This window comes from Amycolatopsis sp. lyj-84, from assembly GCF_046549075.1.
GTDB lineage: Bacteria > Actinomycetota > Actinomycetes > Mycobacteriales > Pseudonocardiaceae > Amycolatopsis.
The window spans coordinates 1,059,343-1,077,877 of record NZ_JAJPWO010000001.1; the positions used below are offsets into that span (position 1 = coordinate 1,059,343).

General features: G+C 68.2%; 16 protein-coding genes. 6 read left to right on the forward strand and 10 right to left on the reverse strand.

Features of this window, described 5'->3' with window-relative positions; genetic code table 11:
- Window positions 1-3 precede the first annotated feature (3 nt).
- Window positions 4-1,785 (forward strand): ABC transporter ATP-binding protein, encoded by a 1,782-nt coding sequence (locus tag ACLJRM_RS05160; RefSeq protein ID WP_168214404.1) that lies wholly within the window; start codon window positions 4-6, stop codon window positions 1,783-1,785.
- Between the two features lie 412 nt (window positions 1,786-2,197).
- Here the strand turns inward: ACLJRM_RS05160 and ACLJRM_RS05165 are convergent, their stop codons facing one another.
- The 5 genes from ACLJRM_RS05165 to typA all read right to left on the reverse strand — a co-directional run bounded on the left by ACLJRM_RS05165 (window position 2,198) and on the right by typA (window position 10,682).
- Window positions 2,198-3,112, reverse strand: a complete 915-nt coding sequence (locus ACLJRM_RS05165) for an ABC transporter permease (protein ID WP_410662444.1) — start codon at window positions 3,110-3,112, stop codon at window positions 2,198-2,200.
- A 1-nt stretch (window position 3,113) separates the two neighbouring features.
- On the reverse strand, window positions 3,114-4,130 hold the full coding sequence (locus tag ACLJRM_RS05170; RefSeq protein ID WP_101613496.1) for an ABC transporter permease: 1,017 nt from the start codon (window positions 4,128-4,130) through the stop codon (window positions 3,114-3,116).
- 181 nt (window positions 4,131-4,311) lie between these two features.
- Window positions 4,312-6,117, reverse strand: a complete 1,806-nt coding sequence (locus tag ACLJRM_RS05175) for an ABC transporter family substrate-binding protein (RefSeq protein WP_101610465.1) — start codon at window positions 6,115-6,117, stop codon at window positions 4,312-4,314.
- 287 nt (window positions 6,118-6,404) lie between these two features.
- Complete coding sequence (locus ACLJRM_RS05180; RefSeq protein WP_410662445.1) at window positions 6,405-8,114, reverse strand: ABC transporter family substrate-binding protein; 1,710 nt, start codon at window positions 8,112-8,114, stop codon at window positions 6,405-6,407.
- A 645-nt stretch (window positions 8,115-8,759) separates the two neighbouring features.
- Window positions 8,760-10,682, reverse strand: a complete 1,923-nt coding sequence (gene typA / locus ACLJRM_RS05185; RefSeq protein WP_101610467.1) for a translational GTPase TypA — start codon at window positions 10,680-10,682, stop codon at window positions 8,760-8,762.
- Window positions 10,683-10,891: 209 nt separating this feature from the next.
- On the opposite strand from typA, the gene ACLJRM_RS05190 reads away from it, so the two are divergent.
- Window positions 10,892-11,050 carry a hypothetical protein gene (locus ACLJRM_RS05190; RefSeq protein WP_168214406.1) on the forward strand — a complete coding sequence of 53 codons (159 nt, stop codon included), beginning with the start codon at window positions 10,892-10,894 and terminating at the stop codon, window positions 11,048-11,050.
- Window positions 11,051-11,070: 20 nt separating this feature from the next.
- On the opposite strand, the gene ACLJRM_RS05195 is transcribed toward ACLJRM_RS05190, so the two are convergent.
- Window positions 11,071-11,370, reverse strand: a complete 300-nt coding sequence (locus ACLJRM_RS05195; protein WP_101613497.1) for a YciI family protein — start codon at window positions 11,368-11,370, stop codon at window positions 11,071-11,073.
- A 344-nt stretch (window positions 11,371-11,714) separates the two neighbouring features.
- Between ACLJRM_RS05195 and trpS the strand changes: the two genes are divergently transcribed.
- The gene (trpS, locus tag ACLJRM_RS05200) at window positions 11,715-12,680 is read left to right on the forward strand and encodes a tryptophan--tRNA ligase (protein ID WP_410662416.1); all 966 of its coding nucleotides are present in this window, start codon (window positions 11,715-11,717) and stop codon (window positions 12,678-12,680) included.
- Between the two features lie 74 nt (window positions 12,681-12,754).
- Here trpS and ACLJRM_RS05205 read toward each other — a convergent pair whose 3' ends face one another.
- Genes ACLJRM_RS05205 through ACLJRM_RS05215 form a run of 3 tightly spaced genes read right to left on the reverse strand, consistent with a single transcriptional unit; the run spans window position 12,755 to window position 15,214 of the window.
- A complete protein-coding gene (locus ACLJRM_RS05205) occupies window positions 12,755-13,150 on the reverse strand; it encodes a (deoxy)nucleoside triphosphate pyrophosphohydrolase (protein ID WP_410662417.1) in 396 nt (131 codons plus the stop codon).
- Window positions 13,151-13,160: 10 nt separating this feature from the next.
- Window positions 13,161-14,489, reverse strand: coding sequence for an ATP-binding protein (locus ACLJRM_RS05210; protein WP_410662418.1), 1,329 nt, complete (start codon window positions 14,487-14,489; stop codon window positions 13,161-13,163).
- Complete coding sequence (locus tag ACLJRM_RS05215; protein ID WP_101610470.1) at window positions 14,486-15,214, reverse strand: response regulator transcription factor; 729 nt, start codon at window positions 15,212-15,214, stop codon at window positions 14,486-14,488. Before ACLJRM_RS05215 ends, ACLJRM_RS05210 begins: the two co-directional genes overlap by 4 nt.
- Window positions 15,215-15,358: 144 nt before the next feature.
- On the opposite strand from ACLJRM_RS05215, the gene ACLJRM_RS05220 reads away from it, so the two are divergent.
- From ACLJRM_RS05220 to ACLJRM_RS05230, 3 genes are read left to right on the forward strand one after another with little or no spacing between them, the layout of a single operon-like run.
- Entirely contained in the window at window positions 15,359-16,450 is a 1,092-nt protein-coding gene (locus ACLJRM_RS05220) for a LolA family protein (RefSeq protein WP_101610471.1), read from the forward strand.
- Window positions 16,447-17,442, forward strand: coding sequence for an ABC transporter ATP-binding protein (locus ACLJRM_RS05225; protein ID WP_101610472.1), 996 nt, complete (start codon window positions 16,447-16,449; stop codon window positions 17,440-17,442). The genes ACLJRM_RS05220 and ACLJRM_RS05225 overlap by 4 nt, the downstream gene beginning before the upstream one ends.
- On the forward strand, window positions 17,439-18,317 hold the full coding sequence (locus ACLJRM_RS05230) for an ABC transporter permease (protein WP_101610473.1): 879 nt from the start codon (window positions 17,439-17,441) through the stop codon (window positions 18,315-18,317). Before ACLJRM_RS05225 ends, ACLJRM_RS05230 begins: the two co-directional genes overlap by 4 nt.
- An 80-nt stretch (window positions 18,318-18,397) precedes the next feature.
- Here the strand turns inward: ACLJRM_RS05230 and ACLJRM_RS05235 are convergent, their stop codons facing one another.
- A complete protein-coding gene (locus tag ACLJRM_RS05235) occupies window positions 18,398-18,535 on the reverse strand; it encodes a hypothetical protein (protein WP_410662419.1) in 138 nt (45 codons plus the stop codon).

An 18,535-nucleotide genomic window follows, 5' to 3' on the forward strand; every position in this document is an offset into this window, starting at 1 on the left:
TTGGTGAGCACTGAAGCAGCATCGTCGGACCTCGGCGGCGTGTCGGGTTCGGTTCTGTCCATCTCCGACCTGAGCGTCTCGTTCCCGACCGACGACGGCGTGGTCAACGCCGTCAAGGGCATCGGATTCGACGTCAAGCCTGGTGAAATCGTCGCGGTGGTCGGCGAGTCCGGTTCCGGCAAGTCGGTGACCTCGATGTCGGTGCTCGGGCTGCTCCCGAAGACGAGCCGGATCGCGGGCGAACTCCGCCTCGGCGACCGCAACCTCGCCGACCTCAAGGAGAAGGACCTCCAGAAGATCCGCGGCAACCAGGTCGCGATGATCTTCCAGGAACCGATGACCGCGCTGAACCCGGTCTACACCGTCGGCTGGCAGCTGCGCGAGGCGCTCCGCTCCCACCAGGACATCTCGAAGGAAGCCGCCGACAAGCGCGCCATCGAGCTGCTGGAGATGGTCGGCATCCCGAACCCGCCGCTGCGCTTCAAGCAGTACCCGCACCAGCTCTCGGGCGGTCTGCGCCAGCGTGTCGTCATCGCGATGGCGATCTCGTGCGACCCGAAGGTGATCATCGCCGACGAGCCGACCACGGCACTCGACGTCACCGTGCAGGCGGAGATCCTCGGCCTGCTGCGCAAGCTGCGCGACACCCTCAACACCGCCATCGTGCTGATCACGCACGACATGGGCGTCGTCGCCGACCTCGCCGACCGCGTGGTCGTGATGTACCAGGGCAACATCGTCGAAGAGGCGCCGGTGCGCGACCTGTTCGCGTCGCCGCGGGAGGAGTACACCCGCAAGCTGCTCGCCGCGGTGCCCGTGCTCGGCCAGCGCCCCGAAGGACGCCGCCTGCTCGACGACGCCGGCATCTCCGCCGACAGCGACGAGGCTTCGAAGATCGCCGAGGAGATCCGGCTCGAGGACAGCGAACTCGCGGCCGTGATCGAGGAGAACGCGCCCGCGCTCGAGATCAAGAACCTCGTGCTGGAGTACCCCGGCCGCCGCGGCCAGGCGAAGAACCGCGCGGTGGACGACGTCTCGCTGAGCATCGCCAAGGGCGAGATCGTGGGCCTGGTCGGCGAATCCGGTTCCGGCAAGTCGACCGTCGGCCGCTGCGCGATCCGCCTGCTGACCCCGACCGAGGGCACCGTCTCGATCGCGGGCAAGGACATCACGAACATGTCCAACAAGGATCTGCGCCCGCTGCGCCGCTACTTCTCGATCGTGTTCCAGGACCCGGCCTCCACGCTGGACCCGAAGATGACCATCGGCGAGTCGATCGCCGAGCCGATGGTGCTGCACAAGTTCCTGGCGGGCAAGGCGCTGAACGAGCGCGTGGCGTCCCTTTTGGACAAGGTCGAGCTCGGCGGCCACTACCGCAACCGGTACCCGCACGAGCTGTCCGGCGGCCAGCGCCAGCGCGTCGCCATCGCGCGGGCGCTCTCGCTCGACCCGGCGCTGCTGATCGCGGACGAGCCGACCTCGGCGCTGGACGTCTCGGTGCAGGCCCGGGTGCTGGACCTGTTCCTCGACCTGCAGCGCTCGCTGCAGTTCGCGTGCCTGTTCATCAGCCACGACCTCGCCGTCGTCGACCTGCTGGCCGACCGCGTCGCGGTGATGCAGCACGGCAAGCTCGTCGAGGTCGGCACCCGTGACCAGGTGCTGCACTCGCCGCGCGAGGAGTACACGCGCCGTCTGCTTTCGGCCGCTCCGGTGGCGGACCCGGTGCTGCAGGCCAAGCGGCGTGCGGCCTGGGAGGCGGGCAAGCTCGCTCCGGTCGCTGACTGACGCTTCGGAAGTACGTGAAGGCCCCCTTCATTGCGCTAGACGCAGTGAAGGGGGCCTTCGGCCATGGTCGGCACGGCGTCGTGAGTGGCGATTCGGGTAGGGCCGAGGGTGTCTTGGTCACCTACCGGCCTCTGGCTGCGGTCGTTCACAGGGGCGGGCCGTGAAGGGCCCCTTGCCTACCTTGAGCGTAGTGATGGAGGCCTTCACTACCTTCGTGATCGCCACAGCCGCCCCACCCGCACCAGTGGGCGAGCGAAGGCCCCCTTCCTTGCGTCTAGCGCAAGGAAGGGGGCCATCACGTACTTGGGTGCTGGAGCGGGGTGGGTCGCCTGAAGGCTCCCCTCCCCACATCCGGTACACGAAGAAGGCCCCCTTCCCGAGGGAAGAGGGCCTTCACGCGTTAAAGCAGGTGTTACGCCTTCATCCGGCGCTGCCGCGGGTCGAAAGCGTCCCGCAGGCCGTCACCGATGAAGTTGATCGTCAGCGAGATCAGCACCAGCACGACGAACGGGCCGAAGAACAGCGCCGGCCGGTTCTGCAGCTGCGAGTAGTTCTCGAGGATGACGCGGCCGAGCGAGGTGTCCGGCAGCTGCACCCCCAGCCCGATGAAGGACAGCGCCGCCTCGATCAGCACGGCCTGCGCGACCGCGAGGGTCGCGTTGACCGTGATGAGACCGACCATGTTCGGCACCAGGTGCTTGAACACGATGTGCATCGTCCCGGCGCCGGACGCGCGAGCGGCGTCCACGAACTCGCGCTGGGACAGGGACATCGACTCGGCCCTGGCGATACGGGCGATCGACATCCAGCCGAAGGCCGCCAGCACCATCGCGACGATGTACCAGGCACCACCGCCGAACACCTTCGCCAGGATCGCCGCCGCGGCGATCTGCGGGACGATCAGGAACAGGTCCGTCACCCGCGAGATCGCCGAATCGGTGAACCCGCGCAGATACCCCGCCATGGCCCCGAAAACGGTGCCGATGGTGGTGGCGACGATCGACACGATGAGCGCGATCAGGAGCGAGTACTGGGTACCGCGCAGGATCTGCGACACCATCTCCTTGCCGACCTGCGTCGTCCCGAGCGGGTAGTCCCCGCTGGGCTTCGCGAAGGACGGGAAGGAACTGTCCTCGTAGTCGTACGGCCAGAAGATCGGCATGATGATCACGGTCAGCACGAGGATCAGCAGGATCGCCGTACAGACCATGGCCAGCTTGTGCCGCAGGAACTTGCGCAGGACCAGCTTGCCCTGACTCCGGGGCTCGGGCAGCGCTTCCGGGGAAAGCTTGCCGTCGGCGGTGTCCGCCGTGATTAGGGAATTCAAGTCAGCCAACGCGAATCCTCGGGTCCAGGATGCCGTACATCAGGTCGGCGATCAGGTTGGCGATGATGATGCTCGTGGCGATGACCACCAGCCAGCCCATCATCACCTGGGGATCGCTCTTGGTCACGGCTTCTACGAGCAACTTACCCATGCCGTTCCAGTTGAACACCGACTCGGTGATGATCGCGCCCGAGAGCACGGCACCGAAGTTGACGGAGAACAACGTGGTCACCGGGATCAGGGCGTTCCGGAACGCGTGGCGGAAGATGACCCGCCCGTTGGCGAGGCCCTTGGCCCGCGCGGTCCGGACGTAGTCGGCGTTCAGCGTCTCCAGCATCGAGGCCCGCTGGAACCGGCTGTACGCGGCGAAGCTGATCGCCATGATGGACAGCGTCGGCAACAGGTAGGCGCCCACGTAACTGGCCAGGAACCCGCCCGGACCGTCGAAGTTCAACGATTCAGGGCTCGTGGTGCGAATCCAGGGATTACCGAGCACATCGGACAGTCCCAGGTCCCGGACCCAGCCGTTGAACTGGATCGCGTATCCCTTGAGGACGATCGCGACACAGAAGATCGGCATCGAGAACAGCAGGAACGCCAGCGTCGTCGCGATGTAGTCGATGATCGAGTACTGCTTGACAGCGGCGACGACACCGACGAGGACGCCGAGGACCAGCGCGAGCAGTTCCGCGCCGACGACGAGCTTGGCGGTGACCTCGAACGCGGCCATGACCTTCGGGAACACCGGGGCCAGCGCGTTGCCCTGGGCGATCGAAATGCCCCAGTCCCCGCTCACGAAGCTGCCGAGCCAGTCGAAGTACCGGAGAACGATGTTCTTGTCCAGACCGAGCTGACTCGCGATCTGGTTCAGGGTCTCCGGACTCATGGCGGGATTGCTTCTCAGCTCACCCAGCGGGTCGCCCGTGCCGGCGACCATGATGAAACACAGAAAAGTCCCGACCAGCAGGACGGGGATCGAGATCGCCAGACGGCGAAGGATGTAGATCACCAGGTTCAACGAACTGCTCCTCATCCGGGCCTGGCCGCCGAAGTACTGGACCGCTGCCCGGTTGTCCACCGTAGTGGCGGTAACCCTACGGTCAACAGCTACTTCCGGCGGGTACGGGGCCCGGCTTTTGACCGGGCCCCGTACCACCAGGATCGCGTAGGCGAATGGTGAGAAAAAGCGGGCCTAGACCCTACTTCTTCTGCTCCCACTCACCGACGTTCCACAGGACACCGTTGTACGACTGCATGTAAGTGCGGTCGATGCCCTTGAACGCCCACATGGACGGGGTCTGGAACAGCGGCAGAGTCGCGTACTCGTCCGCGATCGCCTGGTCCGCCTTCTGGTAGTTCTCCAGCTGCACGGCCTCGTCGGTGGCCTTCACGGCCGCCTCGAAGGAGGAGTCGATCGTCGGGTTGGACAGGCCCTGGTAGTTCTGGCTGCTGTCGTCGACCCGGGTGATGTAGATCGACTTCTGCTCGGCCTTGAACGGAGCGGCCGACCAGCCGAAGAGCGCGACGTCGTAGTCGCCGGCCGCGAGACGGCCACCCTTCAGGAAGTTGGCGTCGGTTTCGTCGGTGATCTCGATACCGGCGAGCTTGGCCTGCGAGATCACGATCTCGACGGTCTGCGTCCGGCGGGCGTTCTGGTTGTGCGAGATCTTGAACGAAGCGCGCTTGCCGTCCTTGGCGAAGATGCCGTCAGCGCCCTTGGCCCAGCCGGCCTCGGTCAGCGTCTTGGCGGCGGCCTCGGCGCCGAGACCGGCCTTGCTGCCGTACAGGTCCTTGAAGCCCTGCTCGCCCGGCATGAACACGATGCTGTTCAGCGGGGTCGCGTCGGCCTGGACTTCCTTGAGCAGCTTGTCGGTGATCTCCTGGCGGTTGACCACCTCGAAGAACGCCTTGCGCAGCGACTTGTCCGCGAAGATCTTCTTGTAGTTCAAGTCGAAGTGCTCGAAGGTCAGCTGCGAGCCCGAACCGTAGGTCACGCCCTGAGCCGAAAGGCTCTTGAGGGTGTTCGCCGCGGTGGCGTCCGGCTGGGTCGACGCCGCGACGTCGATCTCACCGTTCTGCAGCGCGGTCGCCATGGCCTTGGTGTCCTCCATCGCCCTCACGACGATCTTGGAGGGGCCACCCTTGCCACCGATCCACTTCGGGTTCTTCTCGAGCGTGACGGCCTTCTGGTTGGCGTCGAACGCGGTGATCTTGTACGGACCGGACGCCGGCATGTTCTCGGCCTTGAAGCCCTTGAAGTCGTTCGACCAGAACTTGCCGGCGGCGGTCAGCTGCGCCGCGTCGCCGGTCGGGGCCAGCTTGGTGATGTCGGGGATGTTCGTGTTCTTCTCGATGATGTGCGCGGGCATGATCGCGGTCGAGTTGAACAGGCCCTTGTAGTCCAGGTACGGCTCGGTGTACTTGGTCTCGAAGGTGAGGTCGTCCTTGCAGGTCGCCTCGTTGATCAGCGAGTAGCCGGTGGTCGAGGCCGCGAGGAAGGCCTGCTTGCCGTCCGCGGTCTTCGCCTTGCCGCTGTGCGCCAGCCACGACAGGTACATGTCGTCACAGTCGAACGCCGCGTCGTCGGACCACTTGACGTTCGGCTTGATCTTGTAAACGACGGTCTGCGGCTCCTTGGTGGTGACCTCCCAGGAGTCGAACACGTCGTTGTTCAGCAGCACCTTGTTGTTGCCGTCGAGCACGTCGGCACCGGCGAGCACGGCAGTCAAGATGTAGGTGTTGTACGACGAGTTGGTGTCAGGCGTGTCGTTGTTGTAGCCCGAGTACCCGTCATCGATGCCCACCGTGACGGTGCCTTCGTACCCCGGGGTGTCCGCGAGTTTGAAGTTTTCGCCGTTCTGCGCCTTGCCGACCGCCATGCTCTTGATGTCGGTCGACGACCCGTTCTGGTCGGTACTGCCGCTGTCGCCACCGCTGCATGCGCTCAGCACAAGCGCGGAGGCCGCGACGAGCGACCAGGCGGAGACTGCCTTGGACTTCCTCATGAAGTGTGCCCTCCTAGCACTGGGCTCCTGAGATCGGAACAGGACCCCACACCGCTCCGGTGAGATGGCCCGGAGCCTATGACACGCCAAGCAACACTCATTTGGCGCACTGCGGGTGCACGCTAGAAAGGAAATGCACGAACAGTCACCAGTTACGGGGGGATCGTGACCAAAGGGTAACTTGCGGCTGACATCGAGAAATACAGTGGTTACCTGGAGGAATCAGTCGGCCACTCGAACGTGCCGGGAAAGGTCACCCTCCAGGGGCGAACTTCGACTCGAATCGGCTACTTCGGACCGCGCGTCCAGTTCACGGCCGACCCGAAAGGGCCCACCATAGGAGGACCTGCGGTTACTCCGGAAATACCAGAGCCGATGGCCAGGGTATCGGCCAGCTGGAACAACGGAATGGCAACATTCCGACGCCACAATTCCGGTTCCAGGGTCGAAAGCGTGTCGGCGACCGGCGTGGTGCCGGTCAGCGCGGCGTCGATCGACGGCTGCAGGGCCGGGTCGCAGAAGCCCAGCGGGTTCCCCGGGACGACGGCCTTGGTCTTCTCGGTGAGCTGATCGGGGCGGCAGCCGAAGGTGGACGCCAGCGCCGACGCGACGTCCGCACCGCCGGTGACCTGGCCGATCACCGCGATGTCGATGCCGACGTTGCCCGCGCCCTCCGGCGTCGTCTGCTGGATCCCGTTGAGCACCGGCATGGCCAGCAGCGTCGAGAACAGCTCCCTCGGCTGTGGGGCGATCGCGTTGACTTCGATCCCCGCGGCCACCAGTTGCGCCGTCAGCTCCTTGGCGATCGTCGCGTACGGCTCCTGCTTGGCGGGTGAGGCGACGACCAGCGAAAGGTTCTTCCCGTTCTTGCGCCAGGTCCCGGCTTCCTTGGTGTACCCGGCGGATTTGAGCAGTTCCTCACCCCTGGCCGGATCGGCCGTCGACGGCGGGCCGGGCGCGGGGATGGTCGGCTGGAAGCCGGTGGCCGACGGGACGCGGACCTGGGCGTCGGCGCGGAGCTTGTCCGACGGGCCGCCCTCCGCCGCCTCGGTGATCAGCTTGCCCCGGTCGATCAGCGCGGTGACGCCTTCGCGCACCTTCGGATCCGACAGCGTCGGGCTCACCGGCCGCAGGAGGATCTGCGCGACCGTGGGGCGGGCGACCGTGTGCAGCTGGACCGCGGAACCGAGCTCGCCGAGCCGTTTGAGACCGGTGCCGTCGGTCCTGGTCATCACGAACTGGTCGTTGCCGCTGCGCAGAGCGGCCAGTGTGCCGTCCTGATCGGCCGCACGGAGCACGATCCGGTCCAGTGCGGAGGGTTTCTCCCAGTAGCGCTCGTTGCGCTCCAGGACGACCTCTCCGCGCGCCGTGTCGAGGCCCTTGATCGAGTACGGCCCGGCGACGGCCGGGAACGTGCTCGCCAGCGCGCCCTGCCAGCCGTTCGGGGCGTCCTTGAGCAGGTGCGCGGGCAGGAGGTTGTTGAAGAGCGTCTGCCAGCCCGGGTACGGCTTGCCGAAGGTGACCTCGACGCGCTTGCCGCCTTCACGCGACTGGATGTCGGAGATCAGCCGGTAGCCCGCGGCGCCGATGACGCCGGGCTGATCGCGCATCGCCTCGCGGAGGTAGGCGAAGTCCTCGGCGGCGATCGGCGCGCTGTCGGACCAGGAGGCGTCCGGCCGGATCGTGTAGGCGACCGTGAACGGCTGCTGCGAGACGACCTCGGCGGACTTCATCAGGTTCTTGTCCAGCTCGAAGCTGCCGTCGTCCTTCGGGCGGAACACCGACGGGAGCAGCAGCTGCGACAGCGCGGACGTCACCTGGGAGGCGTCGGCGAGGTTGTGCGGGTTGTAGCCGCCGAGAACGTCGTCGACACCCACGACGACCTGCGAAGGCGCCTTCGTGGTCGAGGTGCTCACAGGGGAGGCCGAGGAGCTGACCACGGGTGGGGGCGGGGTGTTGCTGCAGGCAGCGAGGAGCACGGCCGCGCACGCCAGTATGGGCGCCGCTGTGTTCACTACCCGCACGCCTGAATCCTCCTGGTTTGTCCCTCGCCCCGCCGCCATAGAGCTACCACGCCCGGCACGGCCCTGACAGCGAGATTCCCATATCGGCCCGGCCGTCGCCCGACCGGATGCCGCCCCTCCGGTGGACGTCCGGGACCCCCGGGAGGTTCCTGCCCGGACCGAAGGAAACTTTTCGGCCGGGGCGAACGGCCGCCGGAACGCGCCGGAAATCGGTTCCGCGAGCCCGGAACATTCCGGAACGCCCGCCGGAATGTTCGCCACCGGACGATTCATGGCAAAACGATCGTGATCACTTCCCCGGTGCCGTTCTCACGTCGTTTAGCGAAGGGAAGCTCTCCGACGAGTCCTCATCGGACGCATTTAGGATCCCCCGTTTTCACGGCGGCGTTCTCGGGACCGCACTCTCGCGGCCGGGGGAAGACCGTTCCGGCGTTGTGAACACCGTCCAAAAAGGAGAACGACTTCGCCCTCGGAATTGTCGGGAAAGGACTCCTTTTCACAAGAAACACCCGATCGAATACGGTGCGTGACCGCCGGAACCCCGGAATGACGAAGGGGCGCTTGCTCACGATGAGTGAGCAAGCGCCCCTTCGGCGCGTTTACGTCAGCGCGCGGAGATCAACCGCGGTTCTTGTTGCGGTTCCGCTCCTTGGCGCGCTGGTTGACGTCCAGCGTGACCTTGCGGATCCGGACGACGTCGGGGGCGACCTCGACGCATTCGTCGACGGAGCAGAACTCCAGGGCCTCTTCCAGGCCCATCTTGCGCGGGCGGGCCAGCGTCTCCATCACGTCGGCGGAGGACTGACGCATGTTCGTCAGCTTCTTCTCCTTGGTGATGTTGATGTCGAGGTCCTCGGCGCGCGGGTTCTCGCCCACGACCATGCCCTCGTACACCTCGGCGCCCGGCTCGACGAAGAAGGTGCCGCGGTCGGCCAGCTGGATCATCGCGTACGCGGTGATCGGGCCGGAGCGGTCGGCGACCAAGGAGCCGGAGTGGCGGGTGCGGATCTCGCCCGCCCACGGGAAGTAGCCCTCGAAGACGTGGTTCGCGATACCGGTGCCGCGGGTCTCGGTGAGGAAGTCGGTGCGGAAGCCGATCAGGCCGCGCGCCGGGAGGACGTAGTCGAGCTTGATCCGGCCCGAGCCGTGCCCGCCCATGTGCTCCATGCGGCCCTTGCGTGCGGCCAGCAGCTGCGTGATGCCGCCGAGGTGCTCCTCCGGGGAGTCGATCGACAGGCGCTCGAACGGCTCGTGCAGCTTGCCGTCGATCATCCGGGTGACCACCTGCGGCTTGCCGACGGTCAGCTCGAAGCCCTCGCGGCGCATCTGCTCGACGAGGATCGCCAGCGCCAGCTCGCCACGGCCCTGGACCTCCCAGGTGTCGGGACGCTCGGTCGGCAGCACCTTGATGCTGACGTTACCGATCAGCTCCTGGTCGAGGCGGGCCTTGACCAGACGGGCGGTGACCTTGTCGCCGCCGCTGCGGCCGGCCAGCGGCGAGGTGTTGACACCGATGGTCATCGAGATGGCGGGCTCGTCGACGGCGATCCGGGGCAGCGCCTCGGGGTTCTCGACGTCGGCCAGCGTGTCACCGATGGTGATCTCGGGGATGCCCGCGATGGCGACCAGTTCGCCCGCGCTGGCCTCGGTCGCCGGGACGCGGGTGAGCGCCTCGGTGACGAGCAGTTCGGAGATCCGGACGTTCTGGATGGTGCCGTCCTCGCGCATCCAGGCCACGGTCTGGCCCTTGCGCAGGTTGCCGGAGTGGATGCGGATCAGCGCGATCCGGCCGAGGAAGTTCGACGCGTCGAGGTTGGTGACCAGCGCGCGCAGCGGGCCTTCCCGGTCCGCGAAGGGCGGCGGCACGTGACGCAGCAGGGTCTCGAACAGCGGGTCGAGGTTCTCGCTCTCGGGCACCGCGCCGTCGGCGGGCTGCTCGAGGCTCGCCTTGCCCGCTCGCGCGGAGGCGAACACGACCGGCAGGTCGAGGATCGCGTCGAGGTCGGCGTCCTCGATGTCGCCCGCCAGGTCGAGAAGCAGGTCGTGGGTCTCCTCGACGACCTCGGAGATCCGGGCGTCGGGACGGTCGGTCTTGTTGACCACGAGGATCACCGGCAGGCCGGCTTCGAGGGTCTTGCGCAGGACGAACCGGGTCTGCGGGAGCGGCCCCTCACTGGCGTCGACCAGCAGGACGACGCCGTCGACCATGGCCAGTCCACGTTCGACCTCGCCGCCGAAGTCGGCGTGGCCGGGGGTGTCGATGACGTTGATGGTCACCGGGCCGTTCTCGGTCTCGCGGTGGATGGAGGTGTTCTTCGCGAGAATGGTGATGCCCTTTTCCCGCTCGAGTTCCCCGGAGTCCATCACGCGGTCGACGAGTTCGGCGCGCTCCTCGAAGGCGCCGGACTGCCGGAGCATGGCGTCGACGAGGGTCGTCTTGCCGTGGTCGACGTGTGCGACGATGGCGACGTTGCGCAGGTCGGGCCGGGTCTTGCCGGAATGGCGGCCGGCATCGACTGCGGTGGCGCTGGCTGCGGGCACGCGAAGGCTCCAAAGGTTTCAAGTTCGGGTGTGGTGCCCGCGCCGCCTCGAGTGCTCACTCACGCGATCGAGTAACGTCGGCCGACTTTGGCCATACGCAGACCACACCAGGGTACCTGTAGCCGAACTGTGAGCACCCCCACGCCCCAAGATCGGTTAGCCTCACCTAACGTGAAGGCGTCGCCGACGCAGTCCGACGAGGAGCTCGAGTGGGCAAGAAACTTCCCGACGACCCGCGCAAGCTCGTGCGCAAATGGATGAAGTCCGGCAAGGTCAAGAAGAAATGCTGCAGGTCGAAGTCACGGTGCGGAAAATGCCCCGTTCTCGCCCTGAAAAAGGCGAAGACGAAGATCGCGAAAGCGGCCTGACAGCGTCCTCGTGAAGATCGTCAGTGCACCACCGCCTCGTTGACCGCCCGCAGTTCCGGCGCGGTCCGGGTCGGCGAGAATTCGATCACCTCGTAGGCGGCCATGTGCTTGATCGAGAAGGGGTCGGTCGCGAGGATCGCGTCCAGCTTTCCCCTGGCCATGGGCCTGGTGATGATGACGCCGCCGACGCGGGGGTTCCGCCTGCCGGAGGCGAGGAAATTCCCGTGCTCGTACTGCTTGGTCAGCCAGTCGGCGTGATCCGGGAGCACGTAGTCGACTTCTTCGATAGGCGCGGTGTAGGTCAAGAGGACGACATACATGAGACGACGGTAGACCCGGATCGCCAATATGACGGGTGTACTGCCCCAGCCGATATGAAGTGTTGACGCGACGTGCCCGGAATGAGTGACGCGCGCCTTTCCTCCCCCGCAAGTAGTCCTCTCGATGCGGTAGTTAGATGCCGAACTACCGCATCGAGAGGACCACTTGCGGGACCTGGGTAGGATGACGGGCATGCGCGCGCAGAACGCCCAGTGGTGGCCGCCCTCCGGCGGCCCCGCAGTCCTGCGCTGAACCACACCAGCGCACCACCAGGCCGCCCCACCGGGCGGCCTTTTTCGTGCCCGGACCCCGGGGCGGCCCGAATCCGGAAGGAAGAAGGCAGATGATCAGGTTGTCCGGGATCACCCCGTCCGGCCACGTCCACGTCGGGAACCACCTGGGGGCCATTCGGCGCTGGGCGCACGAGGGCGGGCCGGACGACCTGTACTTCGTCTCCGACCTGCACGCGATGACGAACTCGCACAATCCGGCGAAGCTGCGCTCGATGGCTTCCGAACAGCTGGCCGTGCTGATCGCGGCCGGGATCGAGCCGGACCGCGTGTTCGTGCAGTCCGACATCGCCCGCGAGCTGGGCGCCCTCAACTGGGTCCTCGAGTGCACCTGCAACTACGGCGAGGCAGCCAGGATGATCCAGTTCAAGGAGAAGTCGAAGGGCCAGGCTGGCGTCCGGCTGTCCCTGCTGACCTATCCGGTGCTGATGGCGGCGGACATCCTGCTGCAGGGCGCGGGCGAGGTCCCGGTCGGCGAGGACCAGCGGCAGCACGTCGAACTGGCGAGAACGCTGGCGAAGCGGTTCAACTCCACCTACGGCGACGTGTTCACCATGCCGAAGGCGGTGCTGCCGCCCGCCGGCGCGCGGATCATGGACCTCGCCGTGCCGACGCGGAAGATGTCGAAATCGACGCGGGAGGAGGCCGGGGTCGTCTTCGTCCTCGACGAGGCCGACCAGGTCAGGCGGAAGGTGAAACGCGCGGTGACCGACGGCGGGTCCAAGCCCGCCTACGCGCCGGAATCCCGGCCGGGGATGGCGAACCTGCTGGACATCCTCGCGGCGTGCGTCAAGGAGAAGCCCGAGGTCCTCGCCGACCGGTACGACTCCTACGGCCAGGTGAAAGAGGCCGTCGCCGAGGCGCTCATCGAGGAACTGCGGCCGGTCCGGGAGGGCGCGCTGGCGCTGCTCTCCGACCCCGGTGAGCTGGAGCGGGTCCGCAAGGCGGGTGCCGTCCGGGCGGCGGAGCGGGGCGAGCACCGGCTCCAGTCCGCGCTGCGGCTCATCGGCGCGGGCTGAACGCGCCTGGATCCGGGTCGCGAGACGCTAGGAAAGGCCCGTTACTGGCAAATTTTGCCAGTAACGGGCCTTTCCTAGCGTCCGGCACCGGAGAGCAGGGCGTGCAGAGCCGGGAGCAGGACGCGGTCCGCGGGGAGCCAGTCGAGATCGTCGAGCTCGTGCGCGGAGACCCACCGGACGTCCTTGTGTTCCACCGCCCGCGGCTCGGCCCCGGCGGTGACCAGCGAAGCGGCGTAGATCCGCAGCACCTTCCCGTTCGGCAGCGGGACGTCGTCGCCGACCCGGCCCCCGACCGTCACGGCGGCGTCCAGCTCCTCCTGGCATTCACGCGCCAAGGCGGCCTCGTCGCTTTCGCCGTCCTCGACCCGCCCGCCCGGCAGTTCCCACTGCCCGGCGTGGTCGGCGGGCCAAGCCCGCTGCTGCGCCAGCAACTGTCCGTTCCGCACGATGGCGGCACCCACGATCACCACGCGCCACACCCTACTGAGGCCGCGCCGCCTGCCAGACGATCTGGAACCGCGCTCCGCCATCGGGTGATTCACCGACGCGCACCCGGCCCCCGCGCCGCCGGACGGCCTCCGCGACCATCGCCAGCCCCAGCCCGGTTCCGCCGGAGGACCGCGCCCGCGAATCGGAAACACGGTAGAAGCGGTCGAAGACCCGCTCCCGGTGCTCAGGCGCGATACCCGGCCCGTCGTCGTCGACCACCACCCGCACGGTGGACCGCGCCGCCAGCACCGACACCACGATCTGCCCCCGCGCGTACCGGCCCGCGTTGCGCAGCAGGTTGCTCAGCACCAGCTCGACCTCGGCGTGGGTGGCCAGCGCCCACGCCGTCCCGACAGTGCCGCTCACGCGGATCTCCGGCGCGTCCGCGGGCATCCGCGCGACGGCCGCCCGGATCTCGCTCACCAGCTCGACGGGTTCCGCGGGCGGTACCTCCCCCGCGTCCGACCTCGCCAGCGCCAGCAGCCCGTCGAGCAGCGCGGAGAGCCGCTCCGCCTCTTCGAGGACGTCGGAGAGCGTCTCCTGGGCGAGCTCGGGATCGGGATTGGTGACGGCGACCTCGGCCTGCACACGGATCGACGCGACCGGCGAGCGGAGCTCGTGCGCGGCGTCCCCGGTGAACCGCCGCAGCCGGTCGGCGCCTTCCTCTTGCCGCGCCAGCAGGGCGTTGAACTCCTCGGCCAGCGCGCGGAGTTCGTCATGCGAGTCCGGCAGCGGGAGCCGCGCTCCCGGCGGGAGCGCCCGCACCGACCCGCGCATCCGGGCCACCGGCCGCAGCGCGAACCGCACCAGCAGCCAGGTCGCGATCCCGGCCCCCACCGCGCCCACGGACGCGACCGCGAACAGCCACAGCCCACCGGAGTGCACAGCGGTCGCGAAGCCGACCAAGCCCGCGCCCACGACGACGATCCGTTGCTGCCCGTCGGGCGCGGTGACCACGGTGCCCGCCCAGCGCCAGCTGTGCTCACCGCCGGTCGTGACCGATTCCCCCGCCTTCAGCGCGCGAACTTCCGTGGGGCCGAGGTTCGCGGGTGGCAGGCCGTCCACCGGGCCGCCACCGGTGTCGAGGACACGGACGGTGACCGCCGAGGCCGTCGGCCGCCGCCCTGCCGAGACATCGGCCTTCGCGGTCTCGAGCTGGGCGCTCAGTTCGTCGTCGACCGAGCCGATGAGCAACGGCTGGAGATTGTCCCCGGCGACCGCCGCCAGCCCGAGCAGGAACCCGAGCGTGACCGCGGCCGTGAGCAGGGTGATCCGGACCTGGAGCGAACGGCGGCGCCACCAAGACGGCGAGCCGATCACCCCTGTCCCGCCGGAGCGATCACTTCGTCCAGCTGCGCGTCCGAGGCCAGATATCCGTGCCCCCGCACGGTCCGGACCAGGGCGCCCGCTCCGACGGCGTCGAGTTTGCGCCGCACGTAGCCGACGTAGACCTCGACGACGTTGCGGGTCGCGGCCTGTTCGTCACCCCAGACGGCGCGCAGCAGCTCGTCCTTGGTGACCACCGTTCCCGCGCGGCCCGCCAGTACCTCCAGCAGGGCGAACTCGCGCGGGCTGAACGCCACCTCGATGCCGTCGTAGCGGACCTGCCGCAGGCTCCGGTCGACTTCGAGCGCGCCGATCCGCAGCGGCCCGCGGATCGCGTCCGGTGTGGCCCGCCGCAGCACCGCGCGCACCTGCGCGACCAGGACGACGAACGAGAACGGCTTCACGAGGTAGCCGTCGGCGCCGAGGTCGAGGCCGTCGGCCTGGTCGACCTCGCCGTCCTTCGCCGAGATCATCAGCACCGGCGTGGTGACGCCGAGCGCCCGCAGCCGTTCGAGCACGCGGTAGCCGGAGAGACCCGGGAGCATGATGTCGAGCAGCACGACGTCGAAGGAACCCGTCTGCGCGAGCCGCAGGCCGCTGGGCCCGTCGGCCGCGGTGACCACGTCCATGTCCTCGGCGCGCAGCCCGCGCTGCAGTGCCTTGCGCACGCCGGGTTCGTCGTCGACCACCAGTACTCGAGGTTTCACGTCCTTCATCATTCACGCTTTCACCAGCTCACGCGCGAGCTCTCAGCGCCATCTCAGCTCCGACGGCGGAGTCTGAGTGGTATCTCAGCGTTTCCGGGGAAGCGTTGTCGCCAAGACCCGAGCACACTGGGGCCCGGGGAAACAGGGAGAGACAGCATGGATCCGAAGAGGAAGGCCATCACCGCGGCGGTGGTGGGAACGGCACTGGGCGTCGGCGGGCTCGCCGTCGTCGCGATGCCGGCCACCGCGGGTGACGCTCCGGTCTTGCCGCAGATCAGCGCCGAAGAGCTGGTGCAGTCCACGCTCAACGCGAAGCCCGCCGCGTTCGACGGGAAGGTCAAGGTCAACAACGACCTCGGCCTGCCGCAGATCGGCAGCACGCTGCCGGGGGCGTCCGCGCTGAGCATCGACTCGGCGCAGATCTCGACCGACGGCGCGGGCAAGAGCAAGGTGTCGCTCACCGAGGGCTCCAGCCAGCAGACCATCGTCCGGAACGGCCAGTCCGTCTGGGAGTACAACTCCAAGGACAACTCCGCGACCAAGGTGACCATCCCGGCCGGCCTGGCCAAGGAGCACCAGAACAAGGTCGAGGGCCAGGCCGTCGACCCGGCCACGGTGGCCTCGGAGCTGCTCGGCAAGGTGCGTGAGAGCAGCACGATCGCCGTCGACGGGACGTCCTCGGTGGCGAGCCGGTCGGCGTACGAGCTGGTGCTGACCCCGAAGCCGACCGAGCGGACGCTCCTGCGGGAGATCCGGGTCGCGATCGACGAGCAGACCCGGCTGCCGCTGCGGCTGACGGTGCTGGCCAACGGCACCTCCTCGCCGGCGTTCGAGGTTTCGTTCAGCGAGATCAACTTCGCGAACCAGCCCGCGTCGAACTTCGAGTTCACCCCGCCGAAGGGCGCGAAGGTGACCGAGAAGACCGCCGAGGTCGACCCGAAGAACCGTGAGCTGGCCGAGCAGGCGAAGTCCGAGGTCAAGGTCGTCGGCGACGGCTGGGACACCGCGATCACCGGCAAGATCCCGGCCGACGCGCTGGCCAAGGCCGGTTCCGCGAAGGACGAGGAAGGCCGTCAGGTCGACCCGAAGGCGCTGCTTTCGCGGTTCGCCAAGCCGGTCAGCGGCGCGTGGGGCAGCGGCTGGCTGGTGACCACCAAGGTCGGCACCGGCGTGCTGACCGACGACGGCCGCTACGCCATCGGCGCGGTGCCGGAGCAGGTTCTCTTCGAGGCATTGGCCGCGAAGTGACCACCACGTTCGAAGCCGGGACGGGCGTCTCTCAGGAGGCGTCCGCCCCGGCGGTACCCATGGCGGCCCGAACCAGGGGCCTGCGCAAGGTCTACGGCCGCACGGTGGCCGTGGACCACGTCGACCTCGACGTTCCCGAAGGCGCCGTGCTGGGGATGCTCGGCCCCAACGGTTCGGGCAAGACGACGACCATCCGGATGCTGCTCGGTCTGGTGCGCCCCACCGAGGGCGAGGTCGAACTCTTCGGCAAGAAGATGCCCGACGAGGCGGCGCACGCGCTGCCCGACGTCGGCGCGCTGGTCGAAGGACCGGGCTTCCACCCTTTTCTTTCCGGGCGGGAAAACCTGCTGCGCGTGGCCGCGGCCGAACCGAGGCTGGCCGCGGCCGGGATCCCCGGCGCGGTCGACGCGGCGCTCGAGCGCGTCGGCCTGACCGACGCCTCGAACCGGCGCTACAAGGGGTATTCGCTGGGGATGAAGCAGCGGATGGGGCTGGCGAGCGCGCTGCTCGTGCCGCGGCGGATGGTCGTGCTCGACGAACCGACCAACGGTCTCGATCCGGCCGGTACCAGGGAGATCCGCCGGATCATCGAGGAACTGCACGCCGACGGCGTCACCGTGCTGGTGTCTTCGCATCTGCTGGCCGAGGTCGAGGCGACCTGCACGCACGTCGCGGTGCTCCAGTCGGGGAACGTGATCGCCCAGGGCGAGCTCACGGAACTGCTGGAGTCGGGGAACGCGGCGCTGCTGGTGCGGACGCCGGACGCCGAGCTCGCGGTGGAAACGTTGCGGGAGAACAGGATCGGCAGCAGGCTCACGCCGGACGGCGTCCGCGTGGACCTCACCGCCGCCGAAGCTCCCGACGTGCTGCGTCACCTGGTGACGGCCGGGGTGGCCGTGCACGAGGCGGCGCGGGCGCGGACCGGACTGGAAGACCTGTTCGCCCGGCTGACCCAGCCGGAGTCCACTGTAGACGGTGAGGGGGAGTCGTGACCCACGCTCTGGCCGCGGCACCCGCGGCACGGACCGGCCAGGACAGTGTCGGCCTGCTCCGGTTGTACCGCGCCGAACTGCGCTGGATCTTCCGGCGGCCCCGCACGCTGGCCGTGCTGGGGCTGCTCGCGCTGATCCCGATCGTGATCGGGGTCGCGCTCACACTGGTCGACCCGGCGGAGGCGAACGGTGGTGGCGGCGGCGGGGACGGCGCGCTGCTCGCGTCCGCGATGAGCAACGGGTTCATCCTGCCGGTCGCGGCCTTGACGATGACGCTGGGGCTACTGCTCCCGCTCGCTTCGGCGATGGCCGGGGCGGACGCGATCGCGGGCGAAGCGGCGCACGGGACGCTGCGGGGCTGGCTGATCGCCCCGGTCGGCCGGGGCAGGCTGCTCGCGATCAAGGCGTTCGGCGTCGCGACGGTTTCGACGATCGCCGTACTGGCCATGACGTTCACCGGTTTCGTCACCGGGCTGATCATCAGCGGCGCCGACTCGATGTTCACCCTCACCGGCTCGACGCTGAGCGTCTGGGACGCGCTGGGCCGCATCCTCCTCGTGGCCGCGTGGGTGGTCCTGCAGCTCTGGGCGATCGGGGCGGTCGCGCTCGCGATCTCGGCGTTCACCGAACACCCGATGCTGGTCGTCGCCTCGGTGCTGGCCGGGACGATCGTGTTCACCATCCTCGGTTTCCTGGACGCGGTTTCGTGGCTGCATCCGTTCCTGCTCAACCAGGACTGGACGCAAGCACCGGCTTCGGTGCTGATGGATCCGATCGACACGACGATGCTCGGCGAAGGCGCGCTGCGCGCCGCTTGCTACATCGCCATCGGGCTCTCGATCGCCTACGCGCGCCTCACCACCCGCGACGGCTGAGAAGCGGCTGAAGGGGCCCTTCACCGCATGCGATGCGGTGAAGGGCCCCTTCGTCGCGTGAGATGAGGGGAAGGGCCCCTTCAGCGGCAGGCCGGGATCTCCGGCGTGACCGGGGCGGCGGCCGGGCCGACGGCGAGAACGAAGGACAAGATCGTCTTCAGGAGCATGGCGCCGAGGCTAGGGCGGGCGAGCCCGCCGGTCCCTGGGGAAACCCGCAA

Bases quoted from the DNA above. Each gene is read 5' to 3' on its own strand.
- ACLJRM_RS05175 (WP_101610465.1), bottom strand. From the start codon at position 6,117: ATGAGGAAGTCCAAGGCAGTCTCCGCCTGGTCGCTCGTCGCGGCCTCC.
- ACLJRM_RS05195 (WP_101613497.1), bottom strand. From the start codon at position 11,370: ATGTATGTCGTCCTCTTGACCTACACCGCGCCTATCGAAGAAGTCGAC.
- trpS (WP_410662416.1), top strand. From the start codon at position 11,715: ATGATCAGGTTGTCCGGGATCACCCCGTCCGGCCACGTCCACGTCGGG.
- ACLJRM_RS05215 (WP_101610470.1), bottom strand. From the start codon at position 15,214: ATGATGAAGGACGTGAAACCTCGAGTACTGGTGGTCGACGACGAACCC.
- ACLJRM_RS05220 (WP_101610471.1), top strand. From the start codon at position 15,359: ATGGATCCGAAGAGGAAGGCCATCACCGCGGCGGTGGTGGGAACGGCA.